This window comes from Staphylococcus sp. HMSC062A01, assembly GCF_001836805.1.
Taxonomy (GTDB): domain Bacteria; phylum Bacillota; class Bacilli; order Staphylococcales; family Staphylococcaceae; genus Staphylococcus; species Staphylococcus haemolyticus.
Genome location: NZ_KV830643.1, coordinates 176,137 through 198,351, shown reverse-complemented (window position 1 = coordinate 198,351; position 22,215 = coordinate 176,137). Strand labels below are relative to the sequence as shown.

18 protein-coding genes and 1 pseudogene are annotated in these 22,215 nt (G+C 33.5%); 3 read left to right on the top strand and 16 right to left on the bottom strand.

The features are described 5' to 3' along the window. Positions 1-336: 336 nt before the first annotated feature. The 10 genes and pseudogenes from HMPREF2715_RS10935 to HMPREF2715_RS10890 all read right to left on the bottom strand — a co-directional run bounded on the left by HMPREF2715_RS10935 (position 337) and on the right by HMPREF2715_RS10890 (position 10,418). On the bottom strand, positions 337-561 hold the full coding sequence (locus HMPREF2715_RS10935; protein WP_053019772.1) for a hypothetical protein: 225 nt from the start codon (positions 559-561) through the stop codon (positions 337-339). 154 nt (positions 562-715) lie between these two features. Beyond that, positions 716-1,888 (bottom strand): annotated as a pseudogene (locus HMPREF2715_RS10930) (YbfB/YjiJ family MFS transporter). A 58-nt stretch (positions 1,889-1,946) separates the two neighbouring features. After that, a complete protein-coding gene (locus tag HMPREF2715_RS10925) occupies positions 1,947-2,582 on the bottom strand; it encodes an ABC transporter ATP-binding protein (RefSeq protein WP_037537426.1) in 636 nt (211 codons plus the stop codon). Then, positions 2,575-3,342 (bottom strand): ATP-binding cassette domain-containing protein, encoded by a 768-nt coding sequence (locus HMPREF2715_RS10920; protein ID WP_011274479.1) that lies wholly within the window; start codon positions 3,340-3,342, stop codon positions 2,575-2,577. The genes HMPREF2715_RS10925 and HMPREF2715_RS10920 overlap by 8 nt, the downstream gene beginning before the upstream one ends. Then, complete coding sequence (locus HMPREF2715_RS10915; protein ID WP_070632308.1) at positions 3,309-4,076, bottom strand: ABC transporter permease; 768 nt, start codon at positions 4,074-4,076, stop codon at positions 3,309-3,311. Before HMPREF2715_RS10915 ends, HMPREF2715_RS10920 begins: the two co-directional genes overlap by 34 nt. Then, a complete protein-coding gene (locus HMPREF2715_RS10910) occupies positions 4,076-5,032 on the bottom strand; it encodes an ABC transporter permease (RefSeq protein ID WP_070632311.1) in 957 nt (318 codons plus the stop codon). Before HMPREF2715_RS10910 ends, HMPREF2715_RS10915 begins: the two co-directional genes overlap by 1 nt. A gap of 2 nt (positions 5,033-5,034) precedes the next feature. After that, on the bottom strand, positions 5,035-6,588 hold the full coding sequence (locus HMPREF2715_RS10905) for an ABC transporter substrate-binding protein (protein ID WP_070679039.1): 1,554 nt from the start codon (positions 6,586-6,588) through the stop codon (positions 5,035-5,037). Continuing rightward, positions 6,585-7,277 carry a class I SAM-dependent methyltransferase gene (locus tag HMPREF2715_RS10900; RefSeq protein ID WP_011274475.1) on the bottom strand — a complete coding sequence of 231 codons (693 nt, stop codon included), beginning with the start codon at positions 7,275-7,277 and terminating at the stop codon, positions 6,585-6,587. The genes HMPREF2715_RS10905 and HMPREF2715_RS10900 overlap by 4 nt, the downstream gene beginning before the upstream one ends. Before the next feature lie 355 nt (positions 7,278-7,632). Beyond that, a complete protein-coding gene (gene brnQ, locus HMPREF2715_RS10895; RefSeq protein ID WP_070632320.1) occupies positions 7,633-8,994 on the bottom strand; it encodes a branched-chain amino acid transport system II carrier protein in 1,362 nt (453 codons plus the stop codon). 224 nt (positions 8,995-9,218) lie between these two features. Then, on the bottom strand, positions 9,219-10,418 hold the full coding sequence (locus HMPREF2715_RS10890; RefSeq protein WP_011274473.1) for a GTP-binding protein: 1,200 nt from the start codon (positions 10,416-10,418) through the stop codon (positions 9,219-9,221). A gap of 258 nt (positions 10,419-10,676) precedes the next feature. Here HMPREF2715_RS10890 and HMPREF2715_RS10885 point away from each other — a divergent pair, with 258 nt between their 5' ends. The 3 genes from HMPREF2715_RS10885 to mntC are packed head-to-tail and all read left to right on the top strand — an operon-like array spanning position 10,677 to position 13,175. Next, on the top strand, positions 10,677-11,420 hold the full coding sequence (locus HMPREF2715_RS10885; protein WP_070840123.1) for a metal ABC transporter ATP-binding protein: 744 nt from the start codon (positions 10,677-10,679) through the stop codon (positions 11,418-11,420). Beyond that, a complete protein-coding gene (locus HMPREF2715_RS10880; RefSeq protein ID WP_011274471.1) occupies positions 11,413-12,249 on the top strand; it encodes a metal ABC transporter permease in 837 nt (278 codons plus the stop codon). The genes HMPREF2715_RS10885 and HMPREF2715_RS10880 overlap by 8 nt, the downstream gene beginning before the upstream one ends. After that, a complete protein-coding gene (gene mntC / locus HMPREF2715_RS10875; RefSeq protein ID WP_011274470.1) occupies positions 12,246-13,175 on the top strand; it encodes a manganese ABC transporter substrate-binding lipoprotein MntC in 930 nt (309 codons plus the stop codon). Before HMPREF2715_RS10880 ends, mntC begins: the two co-directional genes overlap by 4 nt. Positions 13,176-13,378: 203 nt before the next feature. On the opposite strand, the gene HMPREF2715_RS10870 is transcribed toward mntC, so the two are convergent. The 6 genes from HMPREF2715_RS10870 to HMPREF2715_RS10840 form a co-directional block, all read right to left on the bottom strand. Continuing rightward, positions 13,379-15,274, bottom strand: a complete 1,896-nt coding sequence (locus HMPREF2715_RS10870; RefSeq protein WP_070840121.1) for a DUF5776 domain-containing protein — start codon at positions 15,272-15,274, stop codon at positions 13,379-13,381. A gap of 14 nt (positions 15,275-15,288) precedes the next feature. Then, the gene (locus HMPREF2715_RS10865; RefSeq protein WP_070632326.1) at positions 15,289-16,356 is read right to left on the bottom strand and encodes an acyltransferase family protein; all 1,068 of its coding nucleotides are present in this window, start codon (positions 16,354-16,356) and stop codon (positions 15,289-15,291) included. Positions 16,357-16,913: 557 nt separating this feature from the next. Continuing rightward, a complete protein-coding gene (locus HMPREF2715_RS10855; RefSeq protein WP_037558280.1) occupies positions 16,914-17,372 on the bottom strand; it encodes a MepB family protein in 459 nt (152 codons plus the stop codon). 37 nt (positions 17,373-17,409) lie between these two features. Then, on the bottom strand, positions 17,410-18,264 hold the full coding sequence (locus HMPREF2715_RS10850; RefSeq protein WP_037558281.1) for a GIY-YIG nuclease family protein: 855 nt from the start codon (positions 18,262-18,264) through the stop codon (positions 17,410-17,412). A 151-nt stretch (positions 18,265-18,415) separates the two neighbouring features. Beyond that, on the bottom strand, positions 18,416-20,332 hold the full coding sequence (gene thrS, locus HMPREF2715_RS10845) for a threonine--tRNA ligase (protein WP_070632329.1): 1,917 nt from the start codon (positions 20,330-20,332) through the stop codon (positions 18,416-18,418). A 422-nt stretch (positions 20,333-20,754) separates the two neighbouring features. Then, a complete protein-coding gene (locus HMPREF2715_RS10840) occupies positions 20,755-21,807 on the bottom strand; it encodes a PTS sugar transporter subunit IIC (RefSeq protein WP_033080090.1) in 1,053 nt (350 codons plus the stop codon). Positions 21,808-22,215: the final 408 nt, after the last annotated feature.

Sequence of the window (22,215 nt, the reverse complement as noted above, 5' to 3'; positions counted from 1 at the left end):
TCCTGTTCCCTCAAGAGTCTCGCCAAAATACTTTGTATTTTTACATGGAAATACTTTAAAAAAGACAATTTCTATATTATTTAAATAGAAATTGTCTTTTTATAATTATTCAAGAACTTATTGTTCCAGCCTCTACAAATATATATTAGCAGTAGTTGACTGGTGGGCGAGGCCCCCAACAAAGTGAATTTCATAAAGAAATTCTGCAAGCTAGGCAAGCTGGGGGGTGGGGCCCCAGCAAAGAGAATTTCATTAAGAAATTCTACAAGCTAGGCAAGCTGGGGGTACAATGAAATAAATATTATTTCTGACCTACTCCCCGACCGATAATTCATATTAATCTAAATAATTTTCAGCATGCTCAAGACCGAAATGTTCATCTTTAGCTTTTTCTTTTTCATATTCTTCTTGAGAAATTTTTGTGATACTTTCAACTGCATAACTTACTTTTTTCGCGAATTGTTCAACTTCTTCTTCATTTTTAGCCAATACAAAGACTGTTAAGATATTATCATCAACAATATCTTTATAATGTTGATAACGTAATTTATAAATATTCATGTGACAATCCCCCTATAAATTAAAAACCTCATGCCGTTTCATTTTTCATGAAAGGTTTAATTAGTAAAATATGCCCTAATTTTATGACTTCCAAACTTCTATATTGCTTACGATTTAAAAAATTCTTAATCAAACCAAGTATTTCAACATATTCTTATTTATATGCATTAAATCTATAGCTTATTATACTAAATATGAAACCTAGTATAAGTAATATCATTGCGAAGGTTAACGCCAACTGATAGTTATTTGAATCTCCGATGAGTAATCCCGCAATCATTGGCGCTAACATTTGTCCGACACTATAAATGACTGTTAATAACGATACAAGATTTAACTTTTGATTTGTATGATACATAAGTTCTTGGCTTTTCGACATAAATAATGTTGTTAAACCTAAGAAGGTTGCACCAAATAGCATCGAAGCAATGATTAATCCTAGCATATGATGTGAAAAGATAGGCAAGCCTACACTAATAATTTGTAATATTAACGCACTATATATCGCCTTCTTGTATCCAATCTTCTCAGCAAATAAAGACCAAATTAACGTGGCCGGCATAGCGCCTAGTCCTACAAACATCCAACTTAATGCAGCGTAATCTGCGTATGCAGGTATAGTCTTAATAAGTGCGACTAAAAATGTTCCTGTAACAATATAGCCTGCTCCCTCAAAAAAATAGGCAATCGAGAACGGAATAATAAATGCGCGATTTAATGCCTTTCCTTGATTCTGATTTGATGACGTTGAATGTTTAGAAATTGAAGGGTTGTCCTTCATGCTAGTTAATATAATGATACCTGCCATTAAAGCCACAACACCTAATATAATCCATGTTGCTTTCCAAGTCTAAGCTTGTGTATAAAGAAATATAAAAATACTACTAGAAAATATTCCTATTCCTACTGCACTATATAAAATTCCCGAAATACTCTGTTTATTAGCCATTCTTAATGCTTCTAACGCCACATTTGATGCTACAACAAAGATCGTACCACTCGTTATGCCGGCAATTATTCGCAGAACTGACCAGATAAGAAAATGCTCTGAAAATCCCATTAAAATAACAGAAATCACATTAATCATGACATACAACTTTAAATCAAAGACTTTAGATTTTATCGTAATAAACATAGGTATGATAGCACCCATTAGATAACCTAAATAATTGAATGTCGCTAACAGACCTGCATTTTGGTTATTCATCGAGGTATCTTGTTGCATAAATGGCAAAATTGGAGTATATGCAAAGCGGCTAATTGACATTGCAATCATTAATGCCAGCATGCTTAATACCAATTGTTTATAAGCTTGTTTAGGTATCATAAAGAACCTCCCGTCCAGTATGTACCATTAAGTATATACCTTATCAGGAGGTTTGACTCTAATTATTCAATTGTTCGAGTTGTAACTGAACGCCTTTAAAGCGACTCAAGACGTACGCATCATGTGTAATAATGATTAATTGCGTTTGCTTTAATGCGATTAACATTTGAAGTATTTCTTCCTCGTTAATCACATCTAAGTTTGTCGTTGCTTCATCTAATATCAATATCTCTGGTTCTAGAATTAGTGCCTTCGCTATCCATACACGTTGAAATTGCCCACCACTTAGCGTCGAAATGCTTTGATTGAGTATGCTTTGTGGTAACTTGCATTGTCTAAGCACCGCTTCTATTCTTGATGTGTAACTCTGCTTATCAAATTTGTAATTCTTAAGTGGTTCTAATAACGTAGATAATACGGTTTTACGTTGATTTAATGTGTCACGTTGATACTGAGGCACATATTGAATGTGTTTCATCCATTCTTTTGCCGTATATGACTTACGTAATTGGCCATTAAAGTATAAGTCACCTTGATAATTCATATCTAATCCGGCGATAATCTTGGCTAACGTAGACTTACCGCAGCCACTTTCACCACTTATAAGTAAATGTTGGTCATTAATTGCACATGATATATCTTTGAAGATAAGTTTCCCATCAATGTATTTAGTTAATCTTTCAATTTTAAGCATAGGCCTGTCTCCGATGTGCGATAGCAATTAAATTTTTCGTATAGCTATGTGTGGGGTTAGCTAAAATAGATGATGCTTCACCACTTTCAATCAATTGACCTTGCTGCATAATACTAATATGAGTGGCATAATCCTTAACTAAGTTAATATCATGTGTAATAAAGACAATTGTCATTTGATAATGTTCCTGTGCCTTAATCAAATAGTGCATAAACTTTTTAACATTCTCTTGATCTAGCGCACTCGTCGGTTCATCTAAAAATAAGTAGTCCGGACGTCTAATTAATGACATTATAAAGGCTACACGTTGTGCCATACCCCCACTAAGTTCAAAGGGATATCGTTTAAGTAATTGTTCACCTTGATTTAAACCGAGTAATTGCATTTTATCTAAGACGTCTTCCTTGATATCTTGTTTAGATAGTTGTGAATGGTTAGCTTCATAAATATATTGGAAATGTTTAGCCAAGGTCACGTTTTGAAACATATTACTTTGAACATCTTGAAAAACGGCATCCGTCTTATTTAAATCAATCTTGATATCTCCTTGATAGCTTAGTTGTGATGGCTTCATTCCAAGAATAGTTCTCGTCAATAATGACTTCCCACTACCACTCTCACCTATAATGCAATGAAATGCCCCTTTAGTTATTGTCAAATTAACATCGTTTAACAATGACCGATTATGATCTAAGATGGATAATTGATTGACTTTAACTACAGTATTCATTGCGTTATTTTTTTGTTGATCATTTGACATAATAAGGCGAAACCTCCTAACAGTACACCAGGGAAGAAGAAGAGCCAAGGTGCACCATTGAAATAACTTTTCCCGTCAAAGAGAATGGTTCCTAACTCAGGCGTCGGTGGTTTAATACCCAGGCCTAAAAAGGCAAGTCCAGATATACTTAGCATCATTTTGCCAAAGTCAGCCGTGACCAAAGCAAATATATTACTTAGTAAATGCGGAATCACGTGCGTCACTGTCGTTTTAAACGTTGAGTTACCACTTAGTCTTGCATAACTGACAAAGGGATGTTTTTGAATATCTCGTGTTAAATTTCTGAAATAACGTAAATAACGGCCTATCCATCCAATTGTTAAAGCAAGTATCAAACCTAGCATTGAATTACTTACTAAGCTTAAGATGACTAATGCAATAATAAATGAAGGAATTGCCAATAGCATATCGGCAATAAACATGATGATTTGGTCTAACCATTTTCTTTCTATACCTGCAATTAACCCAAAGACCAGTCCAATACAAACACTTAATAGAATTACCACGCTAGTTAAGCTTAATGTGACTAGACTACCTACAATCAGTCTGACTAAGAAATCTCTGCCTAGTTGATCCGTGCCTAACCAATGTTGGCTATTAGGTGATTGGAGTGGATCCAAGTTTTGTGTGTCTTGCATAAAGCAATATACAATTAGCACAAACATCACACTTAATATTGCACTTATGGCGATGTAAGTTTGATATTTTTTCATCACGACACACCTCTTTTCTCATGGGCTTGGCGTTTGGTATGTCGTCGTCGAAGTCTAGGTTCATTGTTTAAAATGATAATGTCGCCTAAATAATTAATGAACATAATTAAGACGATGATAAAGACCACAATGCCTTGAATAAGTGGATAATCTCGTTGATTGATAGCATTAATTAATAATTTCCCTATACCAGACATGCTGAAGATTACTTCAAGTATGACTACTTTTCCTATTAAATGAATCACACTGTTAATTGAAATGGTCATGAGTGGTGCAAATATCTCTTTAATCTGGACAATGATACGCGCCTTTAATGAGTAATGTCTTAACTGAGCAAGTTGATACGCATCGTTATCTAATGTTTGCGCAATAAGGTGCGATGTCATCAATAAGATATGACATCCTTCTATAACAACAATGGTGAAGATGGGTAGCACGAAATGTTGCCAGGAATCGCTACCTACAAAAGGTAGCAACTGCCAACGTACTCCTAAATAATATATAAACAAAATGGCTAACCAATATTCCGGGATAGAAGTCATCACTTGAGCGAATCCACGAATACCATTCGCGTATCGAGTATGTGGGCGCGTCCCAATAAAATAACCAACCATATAACCAAATGGCAACATGATACAACTTGAAACAACAATTAATATTAATGTTGGAATGACGGCCTCCATAATCATAGTTGTTACTGGCTCATTTGTACTAAAACTGTATCCCAAGTTACCAGTAAGTGCATGTCCAACCCAATCGATATATCTTAATAGAAAATGTTGGCCCAAACCAAGTTTATGTTGTGCTGCTTCAATATTTTCCTGGGTAATCGACGTATAACCATGACGTTGTAAGTATAGTATCGCTGGATTACCTGATGTCTTCTCGACTAAAACGAATATAATAAACGAACTCACGATTAAGTAAAGTATTAATTTTATTGTTCGTTTAAGCATTGTTACTCATTAACTTTCAACGCTTTATAATCAATAGGAGCATCAGTAAGTCCAGAGAATTTGAATTGCTTCACTTTATCACTAACGACAAAGGTTTCATTTGGATAAGCAATAGGCACACCATAATATTGTTGATTAAAGTGTTTAAATATTTCATCAAATGAACGCTGTTGTTCTTTTTTAGATACAGTTGTTGGGAAATCATCTAGCTGCTGAGTCAATGTTTTATCATTAGCTAATACACCTGACTTACCATCATTATTTTTAAATACTGAACTCATGAAATTATAAGGCATTACGGCATCTGAATACGTTCTATAGAAGATGAGGTCATAATCTTTTTTCGTCCATAACGTATCATAGTATGATTGTGAATCTAACGTTTTCACATTTAACTTAATGCCAGCTTTTTTAAGTTGACGTTGCACTTTTTCCGCTTTATCTTTCCAACTTGGGAATTCTGCAGTTTGAATAACCAAATTAAACGTTAATGGTTTACCGGTTTTTTCAAAAATACCGTCACTGTTCTTGTGATAACCTGCTTCTTTAAGTAACTTCTCAGCCTCTTTTACATCATAGTCGTGTGCCTGTTGATTATCTTTGTTTACAAATTGCACGTTCTTCTGGAATAAACCATTTACAGATTTACCCGCAATATCTTTTGTATCGATGCTCTTACTAATGGCTTCACGGATTGTACGTTGTTTTAATACATCATTATCCGGATTAAATGCCATGAAATGACTTACTGTACTTGGCTTATCTTCAACAGTTAAGTTTTTATTTTTCTTGTCTTGCTTAATTTGCTGATCTGACAGCATTCCTAAAGCACCACCAGAAATATCAACAGAACCACTTTGTACTGCTGAGTTTCTTGAATCTCCATCTTCAATCGTTTGGAACGCAAGATTGTAGTTTACGGGATGGCTATGGTTGAAATATTTATTTGGCTTCATTGTCGTTTTTTCTTTGCCAGTTTTATCAACGACAAAGGCACCTGTTCCAATCGCTTTTTCAAATTTGCCATTTACTTTACCATTTTCAACGGAATGTGGACTCATAATACGTAACGGTCTCACCTGTGTTAATTCATTCAACACTTGATTTGATGGTGACTTCAATCTAATTTGGACAACATGATCACTTTTAACAACAACCTTATCCAATTTTTTTAACGTTTCTACAGTCGTATCTTTGTTCATCGCTTTCGCACGCTCAATTGAGAATTTCACTGCTTTAGCATCTAAAGCTGAGCCATCTGAGAATTTAACGTTCTTTTTTAAATGGAATTCATAGACTTTTCCTGATTCATCAACATGCCATTTTTCTGCTAAGCCAGCTTTCACACCTTTGTCTTTATCGTATTTAACTAATGCATCATATACTGCACTATAGACTGGCATTGCGGCGTCATAACCTTGTGCGTCAAGTTTATCTGCTTTCGCTTCAGTAGGTAGCGATACTGTGATATTTTTATCTTCTTTTTGGTCATTCCCACAACCTGCTAATAAGAGCGTTGCGCTTGCTGCCATTGTAATTAATACACGTTTTTTCATTTCCCAATACCTTCTTTCACGCTTGCTTTAATTAAAAATGATTCCTCATAAAGTGTTTGTAGATAATCATTTGGTGATAGATAAAAATCACTATAATGTGTTAAATCAATCACGTCAGGCACAGGTTCTTTCATTACTGCAACTTCAAACCCTGCATCAACAAAACTATCAACGATATGTTTTAAAGAATGGTTCTGAGAAGGTGTTGCGCCGTATTGATTAATCGTGTCATCCATAAATTGACGACTAGGATTATTGGTTAAATCGGCGAATGAAGCATAGTAAACGCCTCCCGGTTTCAACACTTCTTTTAAATCTTGTGCATGTTGTGGAATGTCTTCGATTAAGTACAGGACAGATGTACTTACAGCAGTATCAAATGTTCTATTTGTCTCTTGTGGTTTATCGGTTAAATAATATGTAAGTGGACGTTCACCTTTTAAAGTTTCGGCCTTTTCTAAAGATAAACGTGCTAAATCTATACCGACACCTTCTTTAAATGGCGTTGTGTCATATAATTTTCTTAAAAATCCGCCTTGATTACATCCCACATCTAAGATTGTCTTCCCTTTGATATCCGATGTATCAAGCATTTCTATAGTTCTCTCCCAAGCTTCTTGATGGTCACGCGCCATATCATCATCTGATTCTTGGCCTTTTTGCCACCAAACATCATAACTCTTAGTCATCTAGTTCTCCTCGCTCGTTTTAAATCGTAATAATTACGTTTTAAATAGTACTACACTATGTACAATTACACAATAAGAATTTTAAAAGTTATGATTGAATGCAAAAAAATAAGCTATGGGAGCGAGACAGAAACATTTTTTTTCAAAATTTATTTCGTCCCACCCCAGCCTGCTTAGCTTGTAGAATTTCTTTTTGAAATTCTCTTTGCTGGGGCCCCATCTGGCAGGTAAGGTTGACTAGAATTAAAAAGATGCTTGTTACAAGTGCATTTTAATTCAGTCAACTACTGCCAATATATATTTTTAGCCTGAGACATTGATTTATGTCCCAGGCTTACATGTTATTACTTAATATTTATTGTGTTTGAGTTTGTCTACGAGAACGAATTAAATAAACGATAAGTCCTACTACAAATCCTATGATTGCCGGAACAATCCAACCCATTCCAATTGTGAAGAACGGTAAATAACGTTCAGCGAAACTTATTAATGCTTGTGCAAATGATGTCTTTGCAAAGAATTCTGGGCTTGCGTTTACACCATCAAAGAACGCTGCAAACATTGTAAAGAACGTTGTAAATTTATAAACAATGGTCGAATGATTAAATAATGGACTGACAAGCGTTAATAAAATCAGTGTAATCGCTAACGGATAGATAAACATCAATACTGGCGTTGAATACATAATAATTTTAGTTAACCCGACATTAGCGAAGATACAAGCGAGTATCGCTACACCTGTTGCTAACCAAAGGTAATTCATTTTCGGGAATAGTTCTGTAAATGTCTCTGAAAATGCAGTAATTAAACCAATAGCCGTCTTCAAACAAGCAACAATAATGATTAGAGATAAAATGATAATACCGTAATCTCCAAGATAATGCTGCGCAATTTGAGCCAGTGCGATACCACCATTTTCACTCACTTTAAAATGACCTAAACTCATCGTACCCATTAAAGCGAGCAATGTATAAATAACACCCATGCCTACGATGCTTATAAAACCTGACTTGAATGTTTCTTTAGCGATCCCATTCGGATTAGTAATACCTAATTTCTTAATTGTCGTCACAATGATAATACCGAATGCGAGTGATGCGAGTGCGTCTAGCGTATTATAACCGTCAATAAACCCTTTTAATAAGACACTATTACTATAGTTTGCGCTTACCGGGGCATGACTAATACCGCCCATTGGTTTAATAAATGCTAAGACAACTACGATACCTAGTAATACTAAAAATACTGGATTTAAGAATTTACCTATGTAATCTAAAATTTTAGATGGCTTTCTTGAGAAAAACCATGCTATAAGAAAGAATAAAATACTAAATATCGGTAATACAATTTTTCCAGTACCTGCCGAAATAAATGGTGAAAATGCAATTTCATACGATGTTGTTGCAAGCCTTGGTAAAGCAAAGAATGGTCCAATGACTAAATATAAGGCAATCGTAAATGCGTACGCATAGCCTTTACTCACTCGAGATGAAATATCGAAGACGCCATTTGTTTTGGAGATACCAATCGCTACTATACCTAGAAAAGGTAGTCCAATGGCTGTAATTAGGAAACCTAAATTCGCAAGCCATACATTCTCGCCTGCTGTTTGTCCAAGATGAATAGGAAAGATTAAATTTCCTGCACCAAAGAATAAGCCAAACAACATAGAACCAATAAAAATATTTTCTTTGATTGATAGTTTTTGTTTCATCATGTGTTATATCTCTCCTATTATACGTTTACTAGCTATTATACATAAATTTAGTGTCGATTTGTTCAAAATATTCAATAAATTTAAATCATCAACAATTTGAGTTGTTCTTTTATAAAAAAGACACCTCGCAACAGAGCGTTAACTTACTTTAACGCAATGTGCAAGGTGTTAAAACCATCTTAAGTGTTACCTTTAAAATATTATTGCTTTACTATGTTGTATGTTTAAGCTTTTCGAATTTGCCAATGATATGGATCTTCTAATTGATTCCAGTCGCTATCAACTTCATCACCATTGACTAAGCACTGGTCTAATTCTTTCACAATTTTTTCTTGATCTAATTCAGTACCTATAATCACAAATTGTGTATTTCTGTCACCATATTCTATGTCCCAACTTTGCGCAACATCAGGTCGCTGATTTAAAATTTGTTCTCGTTGTTCTTTGGACATCGCAGCCACCCAATAGGTTACTGGACTAATATTACAAGATGAACCTGCTTGTGATAGTAGACATGCAACTTGATTATATTGTGCCAACCAGACGATACCTTTTGCACGAACAATATTATTAGGTATTTGTTCTAACCAATCGTTGAAACGTTTCGCGTGAAACGGTAATCGTCTCGAATACACGAAAGAACCAATCCCATACTCTTCTGTTTCAGGTGTATGTTCCGCGTGACCACCTTCAGTTAATTCCTTTATCCATCCCGCAGAGTTACTCGCTTGTTCAAAGTCAAAGCGACCTGTGTTTAATACTTCGTTAATATCAACTTCGGCATTTGTCGTTTTAATTAGATGTGCATCTGGTTGTAACTTTCTTAAGATATTTTCTAATTTTGTTAATTCTGCTTCGGTTACTAAATCTGTCTTATTTAGCACTAAAACATCACAGAATTCCACTTGATCAATAAGTAAATCAGCAATTGAGCGCTCATCTGTTTGATCTGCACCTTGATCACGATCCACAAGTAAATCCTCGGAATTAATGTCATTAATAAATCGATTAGCATCCACAACGGTTACCATCGTATCGAGTTTACAGATTGACGTTAAATCGATACCTAATGCTTCGTCAATATAAGAGAATGTTTGAGCCACAGGTACCGGTTCAGATATACCTGTAGATTCAATCACGATATAATCAATATTCCCCTTTTCTACTAAGCGCTCAACTTCTTGTAATAAATCGTCCCTTAACGTACAGCAAATACAACCATTTGACAGTTCTACTAGTTTTTCATCCGTTCTTGATAGTCCACCCCCATCTGCAACTAAGTCTTTATCAATATTGACCTCGCTCATATCATTAACAATAACCGCAATTCGACGACCTTCCCGATTATTTAAAATGTGGTTAAGTAATGTTGTTTTACCTGATCCAAGGTAACCACTCAATACCGTTACAGGTATCTTGCCCATAAAATCATACCTTTCTTTTTATAAATCGTAATAATTACGTTTTATATTTTACATTTAATTATTTAATTGTCAATCGAGCCACGGTTCATTAAATACAGCAATATCAATAATTAAAGCCCACTTTAGACCTTACTTTCGGAAACAAATTTATACTATTACCACATTTTAATTGACTATCTCGACTTGACACACACTGTTTTCGGTGTTTATTATAAAATAAATTAGGTTAACCTAAACTTTTAATTAGGAGGTAATTGATTGATAGACATTAGAAACATGAATTTGCATTTAAATCATAAACATGTGCTTAAAGATATTACTTTGAAGATTCCAATTTCAGGAGAAATTATTGGCATTATGGGGCCCAACGGTGCTGGTAAATCCTCTTTATTAAAAAGTTTAATTGGATCGTTTAACGCGAGTGGCGAGATGAATTTATATGGCAAATCCATACATAAACAATTGCAATATATTACATATATTCCTCAAAAAGCACAATTAGATTTGGACTTTCCAATCAATGTTGAAAAAGTCATCTTGTCTGGTTGTTACCAAACCATCGGCTGGTTCAAACGCGTCGATCACGCGTCAAAAATGAAGTTTCATAAATTATTAAGAGATTTGGATCTAGAATCATTACAATACAAACAAATTTCTGAGCTTAGTGGTGGGCAGCTACAACGTGTACTTGTGGCAAGAGCTTTGATGTCTGATAGTACCATCTATCTATTGGACGAACCATTTGTTGGCATCGACTTTAATAGTGAACAACTCATTATGGAAAAGCTTCAACATTTAAAAAATCAGGGCAAACTTATTCTCATTGTGCATCATGATTTGTCGAAAACTGAACAATATTTTGATCGAATTCTTTTACTTAATCGTACAGTTAGATTTTTCGGTCCTAGCCATCAAGCGATGCAGCCACAAAATTTAAACCGGACATTTCTATTTAATGTGACTTCTACTCTAAAAGAAGGGAGTGACATATCTAATGACTGATTTCATTCAACATTTATTCGATTATCAATTCTTAAATCGAGCTTTAATTACATCTATTGTCGTAGGTATTGTGTGTGGAACTGTAGGAAGTTTGATTATCCTCCGTGGATTGTCGTTAATGGGAGATGCGATGAGTCATGCTGTTTTACCTGGTGTGGCATTGTCATTCTTATTCAATATTCCAATGTTCGTCGGTGCATTAGTCACTGGCATGATTGCAAGTTTATTAATTGGCTACATTTCAAATAATAGTAAAACGAAACCTGATGCAGCCATTGGTATTAGTTTCACTGCGTTTCTCGCAACGGGTGTCATCATTATTAGTCTGATAAATAGCACGACAGATTTACATCATATTTTATTTGGAAATTTACTAGCGATTACACGACAAACATTTTGGACAACCATCATTATTGGCGTCATTGTGATACTACTCATTGTCATACTTTATCGTCCATTAATGATTTCAACGTTTGATGCGACATTCAGTCGTGTGAGCGGATTGAATACAACAATGATTCATTATTTTATAATGCTGTTACTCGCCTTAGTAACCGTCGCGAGTATTCAAACTGTCGGCATTATCTTAGTCGTTGCATTACTTGTTACACCGGCGTCGACCGCCTTTTTAATCACAAAGAATCTATATTCAATGATGATTGTAGCAAGTTTAATAGGCATTGTAAGTTCTATCATAGGATTATACTTTAGCTTTATTTACAATCTACCGAGTGGTGCAACGATTGTTATTGCAACATTTAGTATTTATATCTTGACTCTTCTCTTTTCAAAAATAAAAACAAAGTATAGAGGTGTACAAACAACATGAAAAAATTTATTCCATTACTGATTGCATTAATCTTAGTACTAGCAGCTTGTGGTTCAAATTCAAGTGAGCAACACTCTAAAGGTCATGGCAAATTGAAGGTCGTAACAACTAATTCTATTATTTATGACATGGTCAAACAGGTTGGTGGAGACAAGGTTGACGTTCATAGCATTGTGCCTGTCGGACAAGACCCGCATGAATATGAAGTTAAACCGAAAGACATTAAACAACTTACTGACGCAGATTTGATTTTTTACAATGGTTTCAATTTAGAATCTGGTAACGGTTGGTTTGAAAAAGCTTTAGAACAAGCAGGCAAATCTAAGGATGATAAGTCAGTCTTCGCGGTGTCTAAAGGTGTTAAACCAATTTATTTAAACGGAGAAACTGGTAATAAAGATAAGATCGATCCACATGCATGGTTAAGTCTGGATAATGGTATTCAATACGTTAAGAATATTCAAGAACAACTCGTAAAAGCAGATGCGTCACATAAAGCTGACTATCACAAACAAGGTGATGCCTATCTTGCTCAACTTGAAAAGTTAAACAAAGACAGTAAAGATAAATTTAATGATATTCCGAAAGAAGAACGTGCCATGATTACAAGTGAAGGTGCTTTCAAATACTTCTCAAAAGCCTTCGATATTAAACCAGGTTATATTTGGGAGATTAATACTGAAAAACAAGGTACACCATCACAAATGAAACAAGCAATCCAATTTGTTAAAGATAATCACATTAAACATTTATTAGTTGAAACAAGTGTAGATAAAAAATCTATGAACAGCTTGTCTGAGGAAACAGGTAAAAGTATCTATGGAGAAGTCTTTACGGATTCAATCGGAGAAAAAGGATCGAAAGGAGATTCATATTATAAAATGATGAAGCATAATATTAAAACAATCCATGGCAGCATGGAATAGAATGTAGTCATTCATGTAGTAAGTCCATGGAAATCATCCTCCTATTAAAATAGCCAGTAAATGAGTTTTAACAACTTCATTTACTGGCTTCTTTAGTTTCAATAGTTCTAAAATAGTTCTCTAAAGTCGATCTTAGATAGATAACCCACTCACTTAAGTTGCTTCACGTTCCTGGGATGCCGTCTCTATAGCACTTAGGTTCATTACTTGATGATCTTAATAAAATCTTTATTTGCTGTTAAGAATAGGCCTTCTTGTGTTACTAAGCGAGGTGTTGAGTTGTTCGTATAAATGATGTCTCTAATAGTTAATACATCACCTTTTTTAAGTTTACGTACTGTATTGTCTTTAAAATCACGTGAATCATAGAGTTTACATGCTTTTACAACTTTAACTTTCTTAGGCACCTCAGTAATATACTTGTTTAATCCCGATGTGTTGATTAAGGTAATAAAATCTTTATTCGCTGTGATTATACTACCATCATCTAATACCAGTCGAGGTGTACCTTTCGATGTATATTGAATATCTGACGCTTCAACTCTAGTACCCGCTTCTAGACTACCTACTTCTTCTTTAAATGATACATCTTTGTATATTTTAATTTTTTTCAATGTCATCATTGGATTCGTTATTCTCTTGAAACATTCACTTTTACGGTTTGTTACTTGTTGTGCTTTGTTCTCATTCTTTTTATGCACAAATTCAACTTTGAAATTTTGGCGTTTCATTTTAAATACATCATTGAAACTTGGATATGAAGCATACACCAATGAGCGTCCTGACTCACCATAATTCACATTAAAATTAATATTGATATCTTTATTTAACTTTTCAAATTCCTCATGTGGAACATAAATTCTATCGTCGCTATATTTATACGTCACTTCATATTCATTCGCCGCATTGTTGATTTCTACTAAACTTACTGATTGGATGTTTATATCGTCTGGTTTCATGACACGAATGACTTCGTATTTGTTTTCTCCCATCATTTGCGTGCCTTCGTAAACTGGGTAGCAATCAACAACAGTAGGTTTAATCATGTCATATTGATGAACGAAATCTCTAAAGACAATGTCATCTTGAATAATATAGCGCCATTGGTCATTAACAACATCCTTTGTAAAATTAACAAATACCGATTCATCTGCATGATGATATAACGTGTAGATTTGCTTGAATACTGGATTCGTAATCAATGTATTGATATCAATGCCTTGCTCTTTTATTTTTCGTTCAACTTTTTCAATTACTGCATAAAATTTCTCTTTATCTGCAGATTTAATAAATGTCTTCGTACGAAGGAATCTCGAAATAAAGTCCACTTCAACCATTCTAGCTAAAGCCATATGCTTAAGTTCCGAAGACATATCCATATGACAAGTTCTATCTAGAACCTCTAAATTTGAGTTTGCTTTATCTAACATTGATGTTTGCTGTACCAATGATTTATTTTCATCGTAACGATTTACGTGATACATAGGTATTGTGGACATTGTGATATCGTCCACTTTTCCAAATAGCTGAAAGAAAAACAACTTATCCTCGCCATATTTCATATGTTCAAATTCAATATGATGATCCATGACTAGACTTCGTTTAAATACCTTTCCTGGTGGTCCGACTGCTCTAAAAATCTTACTAATATCTTGTGGTTTTAAATGTGATGCTTCCTTATAAGAAGTAAACCTAGCATGATACTTCACGTTTTTTGACTTATGTTTAAAACTTTGTCCAAAACCAAGGTCGGCATCATCTTTATTCACTTTCTCAATCACTTGAGGGAATCCTTCCTTATCTAACCAATCATCCGCATCAAGTAACGTAATATATTTACCTTGTGCCTCTCTCATTCCAATGTTTCTTGGTTCAGAAGGACTACCTGTATTTTCAGGTAATTGAATTAATTTTATAAAGTCATAGTCCTTTTCATAATGCTTGATAATGTTAACCGACTCATCAGTTGAACAATCATCTACAAATATCGCTTCAATATTATTCTTGTCCATCTTTAAGTCAATTAAAGACTCTATGCACTTTTCTAAAAACTGCTCCTTATTGTAAACAGATACAATAATTGAAACTAGTTTAGCCATACTTCTCCCACCTTTTAATCCACTAAATTTTGTTTATAACTTTGATAATACGTTTCATACTTCATTTTCCCTATACCGCCAACAATATACTTACCAAATTTACTTAAATTCATTACATAAGAGATACATATTGAGAATGTCACTGTTAATGTAAACGTAAATAGGATGTTTAACAGCGGATGATCGTGCAGCGCTCCTAATCTATGCACAAAGAAGTAATGAATTAAATAAATTGAAAATGAATAATTACTAATGAAAATAATAAATCTTGGAACGTATTTGAAATAAGATGCGATTAAAAAGAATAATAAAATAACCATTGTTACATAAATAGGTGTATCAAAACGTTTAGAGTCGACTAAAGTCAAAATTCCAAATAAATAATTGCAAACCACAAAAATGGTAACAATTACCGTTCCGCTCACAATATGGATTGTGTATTTTTGAATATGGTTCATTAGTTTCTCATAATGATAACCCATATAGAAACCTAATAGGAAGTAACTCAACCATCCAATAAATATCATCCAGCCTTCCCTTTGCCACAACCAATTAAAATAAATTGATTCTGGTGCGGGTATGAAGTTTCTCATAGCCCAGAATAAAGTGGTAATTATTAATGAGTAGATAACTAATTTGATTGGATTAAGTTTGACCAAATGTTTAGCAAATATTATATGTAGTAAATAGAACTGAAAAATAATTACAATAAAATAAGTTAATGTCCCACCATGGAACATCATAAATACAACAGAATCCATATAATCCTCAAAATTTTTAGGATGTCCATACACATACGCAAGTCCTAAATTAATGATGATATATGGAATGCCTAACGTTAGTAGCTTTTGCTTAAAGAATCCATCTTTCACTTTCGTTTTATACTGCTTAGCTAACAAGAACTCTGAAATAAAAACAAACATTGGTGTCGCGTATAGCAATAACAATTGAAAAATTCTTAACAAGTAGCCTTCATTCGGCATGTCGAATTTATAAAAAGTCGTTGTTATTGTATGTATCATTACAACACTTAAACACGCGATTGTCCTCATCCAAAATATAATCGATGTATAAACTCTCATTTGTATCTCCCTTTTACATACTAAACTAAGATTGCTTTATGTTTGAATTTTTAAAAAATAGCAACCAACTTTCATTGTATAATAGTCATTTATACAACTTCAAAAGAATACAAATGAATTATTTTGATATTTACAAATACGTTATTAAAAAACATGCTAACTCAATAGCATGTTTTAGATAAATTATTATTTATTTTTTAGCTTTGTAACTATGATATATATGCCTATCATCACTAAAATCACTTGGAAAAAGTTACCAATTAACAAGACAATAATGTAAAACGGGATGATAAAAAGTAGTGTCCCTATGAATATAGAGAAAAATAGTGTCACAAAAGACTTGTTTTCAGAAACATTGATTTTCAAATTGTTCTCCAACAACAACCTCATTAAATCATTTATTAGCCACACACATTTCCATATACAATACATAAACACTGCCAGTAAAAATATAGAATAAGGTACTACTAACATTTGAATAAACGCAATGATACCGTCCATTAACTATCTCCATTTACATATCAAATTTTTATTACTTTAAAACGTAGATTGAGTATTTATTCGTGCGTTATCTCATTAAAATATGCACATTGCCATGCTTGTGTCTTAGTTGCTGTTTTATTTAATTCAGTTTCCCACGGTGGATACACCCTCAATGCCATTTTCCCTTTAGACTCATCACTTTTCAAAATACCTTTCTTGATCAATATATCCTTAGGAAATATAAACTGGCCTCTCCAATTATCATCAACAATATTCACTATTAATTGATTCTCTAAATCATCCTCAGTAAACGGCACATTCGTATTATTTTCATCTTTTTTCCACATTGCGAAAAAGTAGCCTTTTTTGTTAGGCGTCTTTTGAGCTAACCTACTTTTAAAATGTCCATTTCGAGTTTTTATTTCTACCGCTTCATATTGTTGATTCCATTCTTCTAATACATAGGAAACTTCAGAATTTGAAAATAACAATTTCAACAAATGGTAAGATTGCATCGTTTCAATGGATTTCATAAATATCTCCTTATTTAATTTATAATATCTTAAAAATTTAATTATGATTCATACCATGATTTTTCGTATCCAATACTGTTTTCCAATAATTCTCTCTTTCAATTATTGTATTAGACTTTGTCTTGGTATCAAATATTTCCAAGATAGAATATTGAAAATGATTAATAATATAATCTCTTCCTTTTGCATTTAAAATGGACAGAAATTCTTTATTGCCACCAGTTAAATTATTTAAATGAGCATAATTCGACCATCGTTGCCATATACCATCTGTATTTCCAGATGCTGAACCAATATATAATTGTCCCGTTTCTAAATCGGTAATAACATAAACACCTTTAACGTGACTTAATGCATCTTTCCAACTTGGTTCATTTCTATCTATAATCTGTTGTAATTCTTTATGCTTTAAACACACATGTTGATAACCTTTAAAATGTCCCAACTTAACATTTGGCGCTATTTCATAAACTTCTGGTTGTAATTGTTCTTGTACAGTTGAATAGAGGCGATTATATACATCTCTACCAATCGGTTTCTGTAGTTTGATAATAAGTCTTTTTCGGTATTCTTTATAGTCATCAAGTAATGTTAGTTTATAACCAACTTGATTAAATACTTCTGGTTGTATCTTTTCAACCTTATAAATACCTCCAAACACAAAATATTCCGGACCATATGGATAATACTGAGCCATGGCTATTAAGTAGTCTGCCTTATTAAGATTATTGTTATTTTGTAATGTTTTCCATGCGTTCATAACTATCCAATCTTCACTATCTTCTAATAAAAAGTCCCATGCTCGCTTACTTATATCACCAGCATTCATATTAAATTTAATTTTAGTTTTACTTATATTTGGTGTCTGAATAAAATCTGTTAGTTTAATCATCTTATATCCCTTAACAATTTAGTATTTTTATTATTTTAATACATTATATAATTATTCTACAATTTTCATATTTATATTTAATATCTAGACATTAAAAAGCCTATCAAAGTGTTCATTCCCTGATAGGCTTGATTGAGTTTAGGTTATATCATTAAACTAATAATGCTTTACTTTCAATTTCATGTTTTAACTTTTCAATAAATGCTTGAATATCCATTGTTTCATTATCATCATGTGCATATTTTCTAACTGAAACCGTGTGATGTTGTTGTTCATCGTCTCCTAATACTAATGTATATGGAATTTTATTCATCTGGCTTTCTCTAATTTTTTTGCCAAGCTTTTCATCCCGATCATCTATAGCAACACGGATATTCTCATCTCTTAGTACCTCTGCAACTGTGCGGACGTAATCATCATTATTATCTGATACGCCAATTAAATTCACTTGTACAGGTGCCATCCATAGTGGGAATGCGCCTTTGAAGTGTTCGATTAAAATACCGAAGAAGCGGTCTAGTGAACCGAATACTGCTCTATGCAATACAACTGGTCGTTCTTTTTCATTTTGTTCGTTAATGTAAGTTAATTCAAATTTCTCTGGCATTTGGAAATCTAATTGCACTGTAGCACATTGATGGCTTCGATTTAATGCGTCTTTAATATGCACATCAATCTTAGGACCATAGAAAGCGCCGTCCCCTTCATTAATAGAATAGTCTAATCCAAGGTCATCCAATACATGTGCCAATGATTGTTCCGCTTCATTCCATAAGTCTAAGTCTCCTAAATAATCATCCGGACGTGTTGATAATTCAATACTATATTCAAAGCCGAATACTGAATAAATATAATCAATTAATTTCAGAATTTCCTGCACTTCTGATTTGATTTGAGATTTCATGATAAAGATATGCGCGTCATCTTGGCAGAATGTTCTCACGCGTAGCAAACCATTCAATGCACCACTGAACTCATGACGGTGCACTTGACCAAATTCAGCAATTCGAAGCGGTAAATCTTTATAAGATCTAAGTTCATTTTTGAAAATTAACATATGTCCCGGACAATTCATTGGTTTCAACGCGTAATCATTTTCATCCACCTTAGTGAAATACATGTTCTCATGATAATGGTCCCAATGTCCTGATTCTTCCCAAAGTCGTTTGTTCATCATTAACGGTGTTCTTACCTCATCATAATCGTGTTTCAATTGAACCTCTCTCAAGAAACTTTCCATTTGATTTCGAATGAATTGACCATTAGATAGATAGAATGGCATACCTGGCGCTTCTTCAGAAAACATGAATAATTTCAACTGTTTACCTAAGCGTCTATGATTGCGCTCTTCCGCTTCCCTTAAAAACTCAAAATAGTCATCAAGTTGATCTTTAGAACGAAATGCTACGCCGTAAATACGTTGCAACATCTTATTATCACTATTACCTCGCCAATAGGCACCTGATACTTTAGTTAATTTAAAATGATTTACAAATTTAGTACTTGGTACGTGTGGCCCTACGCATAAATCAATAAATTCCCCTTGTTGATACAGTGAAAGTTGATCATCTTTATGTTCTTCTATAAGTTCCAACTTGTAAGGATTATCTTTAAAAATATTTTTAGCTTCTGCATAACTTAAATTTTGTCGTTCAAATTTTAAATTTTCACTATGGATTTTCTTCATTTCTTTTTCAATTTTATTTAAATCTGCTTCACTAATGGATTCATCTAAATCGATATCATAGTAAAAACCATGCTCAATGACAGGACCGATTGTTAATTTTACATCGGGATATAATCGAGTAAGTGCTTGTGCTAAGACGTGGGCGGCAGAATGTCGCATTACATTTAAACCTTCTTGATCTTTAAGTGTGTAAAATGTGAGTTCACAGTCTTCTTGAAGAGGATGGGTCAAATCAACTAAACGGTCATTCATACGACAAACGACTGCTTCCTTATATAAAGATTGGCTAATGGATTTCGCTACATCACTAGCAAGCACTCCAGCTTGATACGCTTTATTACTTCCGTCTGGAAATTGAATATTGATTTGTTGATTAGACATGATACATCTCTCCTTAAACATTTATATAAAATAAAAAACCCGTCCCTACAAGAGGGACGAGTTTGTAACACCCGTGGTTCCACCCAACATTCCATCTCAATCAAGAGATGGCACTTTAGCCATGCATTAACGCGCATGAAACGTTACATGTTTCCATGTAATGTATGAAAAGGTAGTAAACTATATTTTAGATTAGGAATATCTCAGCGTTTATCCCCTCTCTGTGAATCGACAATATAGCTCTTGTCCTTCAATCATGTATTAATTTTTTTATAATCATATACCTATCATAATTGTTAGTCAAATATGCATCAGAATAATACATTAACTACATTAGTTACCTTTTTGATAGTTTATAACTTTTAAAAATTAAAAAGTCTAGCCAAAGCAATTACACATACTTCAACTAGACATTTATAATTTTAAACCTGATATTTAAAGATATTAGGATTATAGATTTTTAATACTTTTACAAATAAATAATGGAAAAATAGCGCAGAAATTAATGGAACAATGATGTACACAATGGCGATAATCAATAAGCCACTGGCTGTACCCATTTCCAATAAATTTAACGATTTAATCGGTCCAACAAGACCAATGAGTCCGAAACCTGCTGAATCGGGTGTACCTTTAATATTGAACAACCCTCCAACAAATCCTGACACACCTGCAGTACAAACAATGGGTAGCATCATCATTGGATGACGAATCAGCGTCGGCATCATTAATTTTACTGCTCCAAGTAATACCGTAATCGGAATACCGGGTTTATTTACGCGCCAACTACCGACTGCAAGCATAATTGCACTCGCTGCTACACCAACTGCAGCCGAACCAGCTGCTAAGCCTGAAATGCCAATTGCCAAACCTATCCCAATTGATGATATCGGTGAAACAATTAATATAGAGAAGATCATCGCGATCAATATAGTCATGATAATAGGTTGTGTATTGGTTAACCCATTGATAACATCGCCTAAGCCTAATGTAATCAATTTAGTATATGGCAAGATCAATAGTCCAATTAAGCCCGCCACTGCACCACCAACGATTGGTAACACAATCATATTTAAACTACCTAATTTATGACTAATCAATAAAATGATACCGACTGCAATCGATGCAGTAATCATCGTATTAATTAAATCTCCTATACCAACAATGACCCACTTATTATCTGTGAAAGTAGATGCACCTGATCCTACAAAGGCAGCTGCACCTGTAACGGCGGTTTGTAATTGCGTTAATTTAAATTGTCCTGCAATTAATACACCTGTCAGAATTGGAATCGAATATTGAATTCCTTGTGTTACAAAGGCTACTTTCGTAAATATATCGTTATATTGACTTAAATACTTACTTAACTCTCCTAATATTGCGTTTGGAATCATACCTACTACAATTGCTAAAGCTACACCATTTAATACATTAAATATAAATGTTCTGGGTGTTATCATTTCTCTCTCGCCCATAATTCTTATACCTCAAAAAGCTTTCTCTTTTTCTAAATTTTAATCTTGATTTTAAAGTATTGTAGAAATAATTCAATCACATTATTTAAAACCTTTTAAAAATAAATATGTAACATTCATCATTTGTTCACAACTTCGATATTATATTACATTAACAATTACTAATGTAACCCCATTTTGATCACTATATCATTTTGCATGTAATTTTATAAAATAAATTAGGATGAATATTCATTATAATGTTTATAAATTACACTTTATGTATAGATAATACTAATATCAAATTTAAGGTTGGGATACATATGCGTACTTTTCAAGAGGAAGATAAAATTAAGTTACTAGCAGATATTATTGAAATTCAGTCAGAAAATGAAAACGAAATTGAAGTCTGTCACTATATACAAAACT

Bases quoted from the DNA above. Each gene is read 5' to 3' on its own strand.
- HMPREF2715_RS10935 (WP_053019772.1), bottom strand. From the start codon at position 561: ATGAATATTTATAAATTACGTTATCAACATTATAAAGATATTGTTGAT.
- HMPREF2715_RS10925 (WP_037537426.1), bottom strand. From the start codon at position 2,582: ATGCTTAAAATTGAAAGATTAACTAAATACATTGATGGGAAACTTATC.
- HMPREF2715_RS10920 (WP_011274479.1), bottom strand. From the start codon at position 3,342: ATGTCAAATGATCAACAAAAAAATAACGCAATGAATACTGTAGTTAAA.
- HMPREF2715_RS10915 (WP_070632308.1), bottom strand. From the start codon at position 4,076: ATGAAAAAATATCAAACTTACATCGCCATAAGTGCAATATTAAGTGTG.
- HMPREF2715_RS10910 (WP_070632311.1), bottom strand. From the start codon at position 5,032: ATGCTTAAACGAACAATAAAATTAATACTTTACTTAATCGTGAGTTCG.
- HMPREF2715_RS10905 (WP_070679039.1), bottom strand. From the start codon at position 6,588: ATGAAAAAACGTGTATTAATTACAATGGCAGCAAGCGCAACGCTCTTA.
- HMPREF2715_RS10900 (WP_011274475.1), bottom strand. From the start codon at position 7,277: ATGACTAAGAGTTATGATGTTTGGTGGCAAAAAGGCCAAGAATCAGAT.
- brnQ (WP_070632320.1), bottom strand. From the start codon at position 8,994: ATGATGAAACAAAAACTATCAATCAAAGAAAATATTTTTATTGGTTCT.
- HMPREF2715_RS10890 (WP_011274473.1), bottom strand. From the start codon at position 10,418: ATGGGCAAGATACCTGTAACGGTATTGAGTGGTTACCTTGGATCAGGT.
- HMPREF2715_RS10880 (WP_011274471.1), top strand. From the start codon at position 11,413: ATGACTGATTTCATTCAACATTTATTCGATTATCAATTCTTAAATCGA.
- mntC (WP_011274470.1), top strand. From the start codon at position 12,246: ATGAAAAAATTTATTCCATTACTGATTGCATTAATCTTAGTACTAGCA.
- HMPREF2715_RS10870 (WP_070840121.1), bottom strand. From the start codon at position 15,274: ATGGCTAAACTAGTTTCAATTATTGTATCTGTTTACAATAAGGAGCAG.
- HMPREF2715_RS10865 (WP_070632326.1), bottom strand. From the start codon at position 16,356: ATGAGAGTTTATACATCGATTATATTTTGGATGAGGACAATCGCGTGT.
- HMPREF2715_RS10855 (WP_037558280.1), bottom strand. From the start codon at position 17,372: ATGAAATCCATTGAAACGATGCAATCTTACCATTTGTTGAAATTGTTA.
- HMPREF2715_RS10850 (WP_037558281.1), bottom strand. From the start codon at position 18,264: ATGATTAAACTAACAGATTTTATTCAGACACCAAATATAAGTAAAACT.
- thrS (WP_070632329.1), bottom strand. From the start codon at position 20,332: ATGTCTAATCAACAAATCAATATTCAATTTCCAGACGGAAGTAATAAA.
- HMPREF2715_RS10840 (WP_033080090.1), bottom strand. From the start codon at position 21,807: ATGGGCGAGAGAGAAATGATAACACCCAGAACATTTATATTTAATGTA.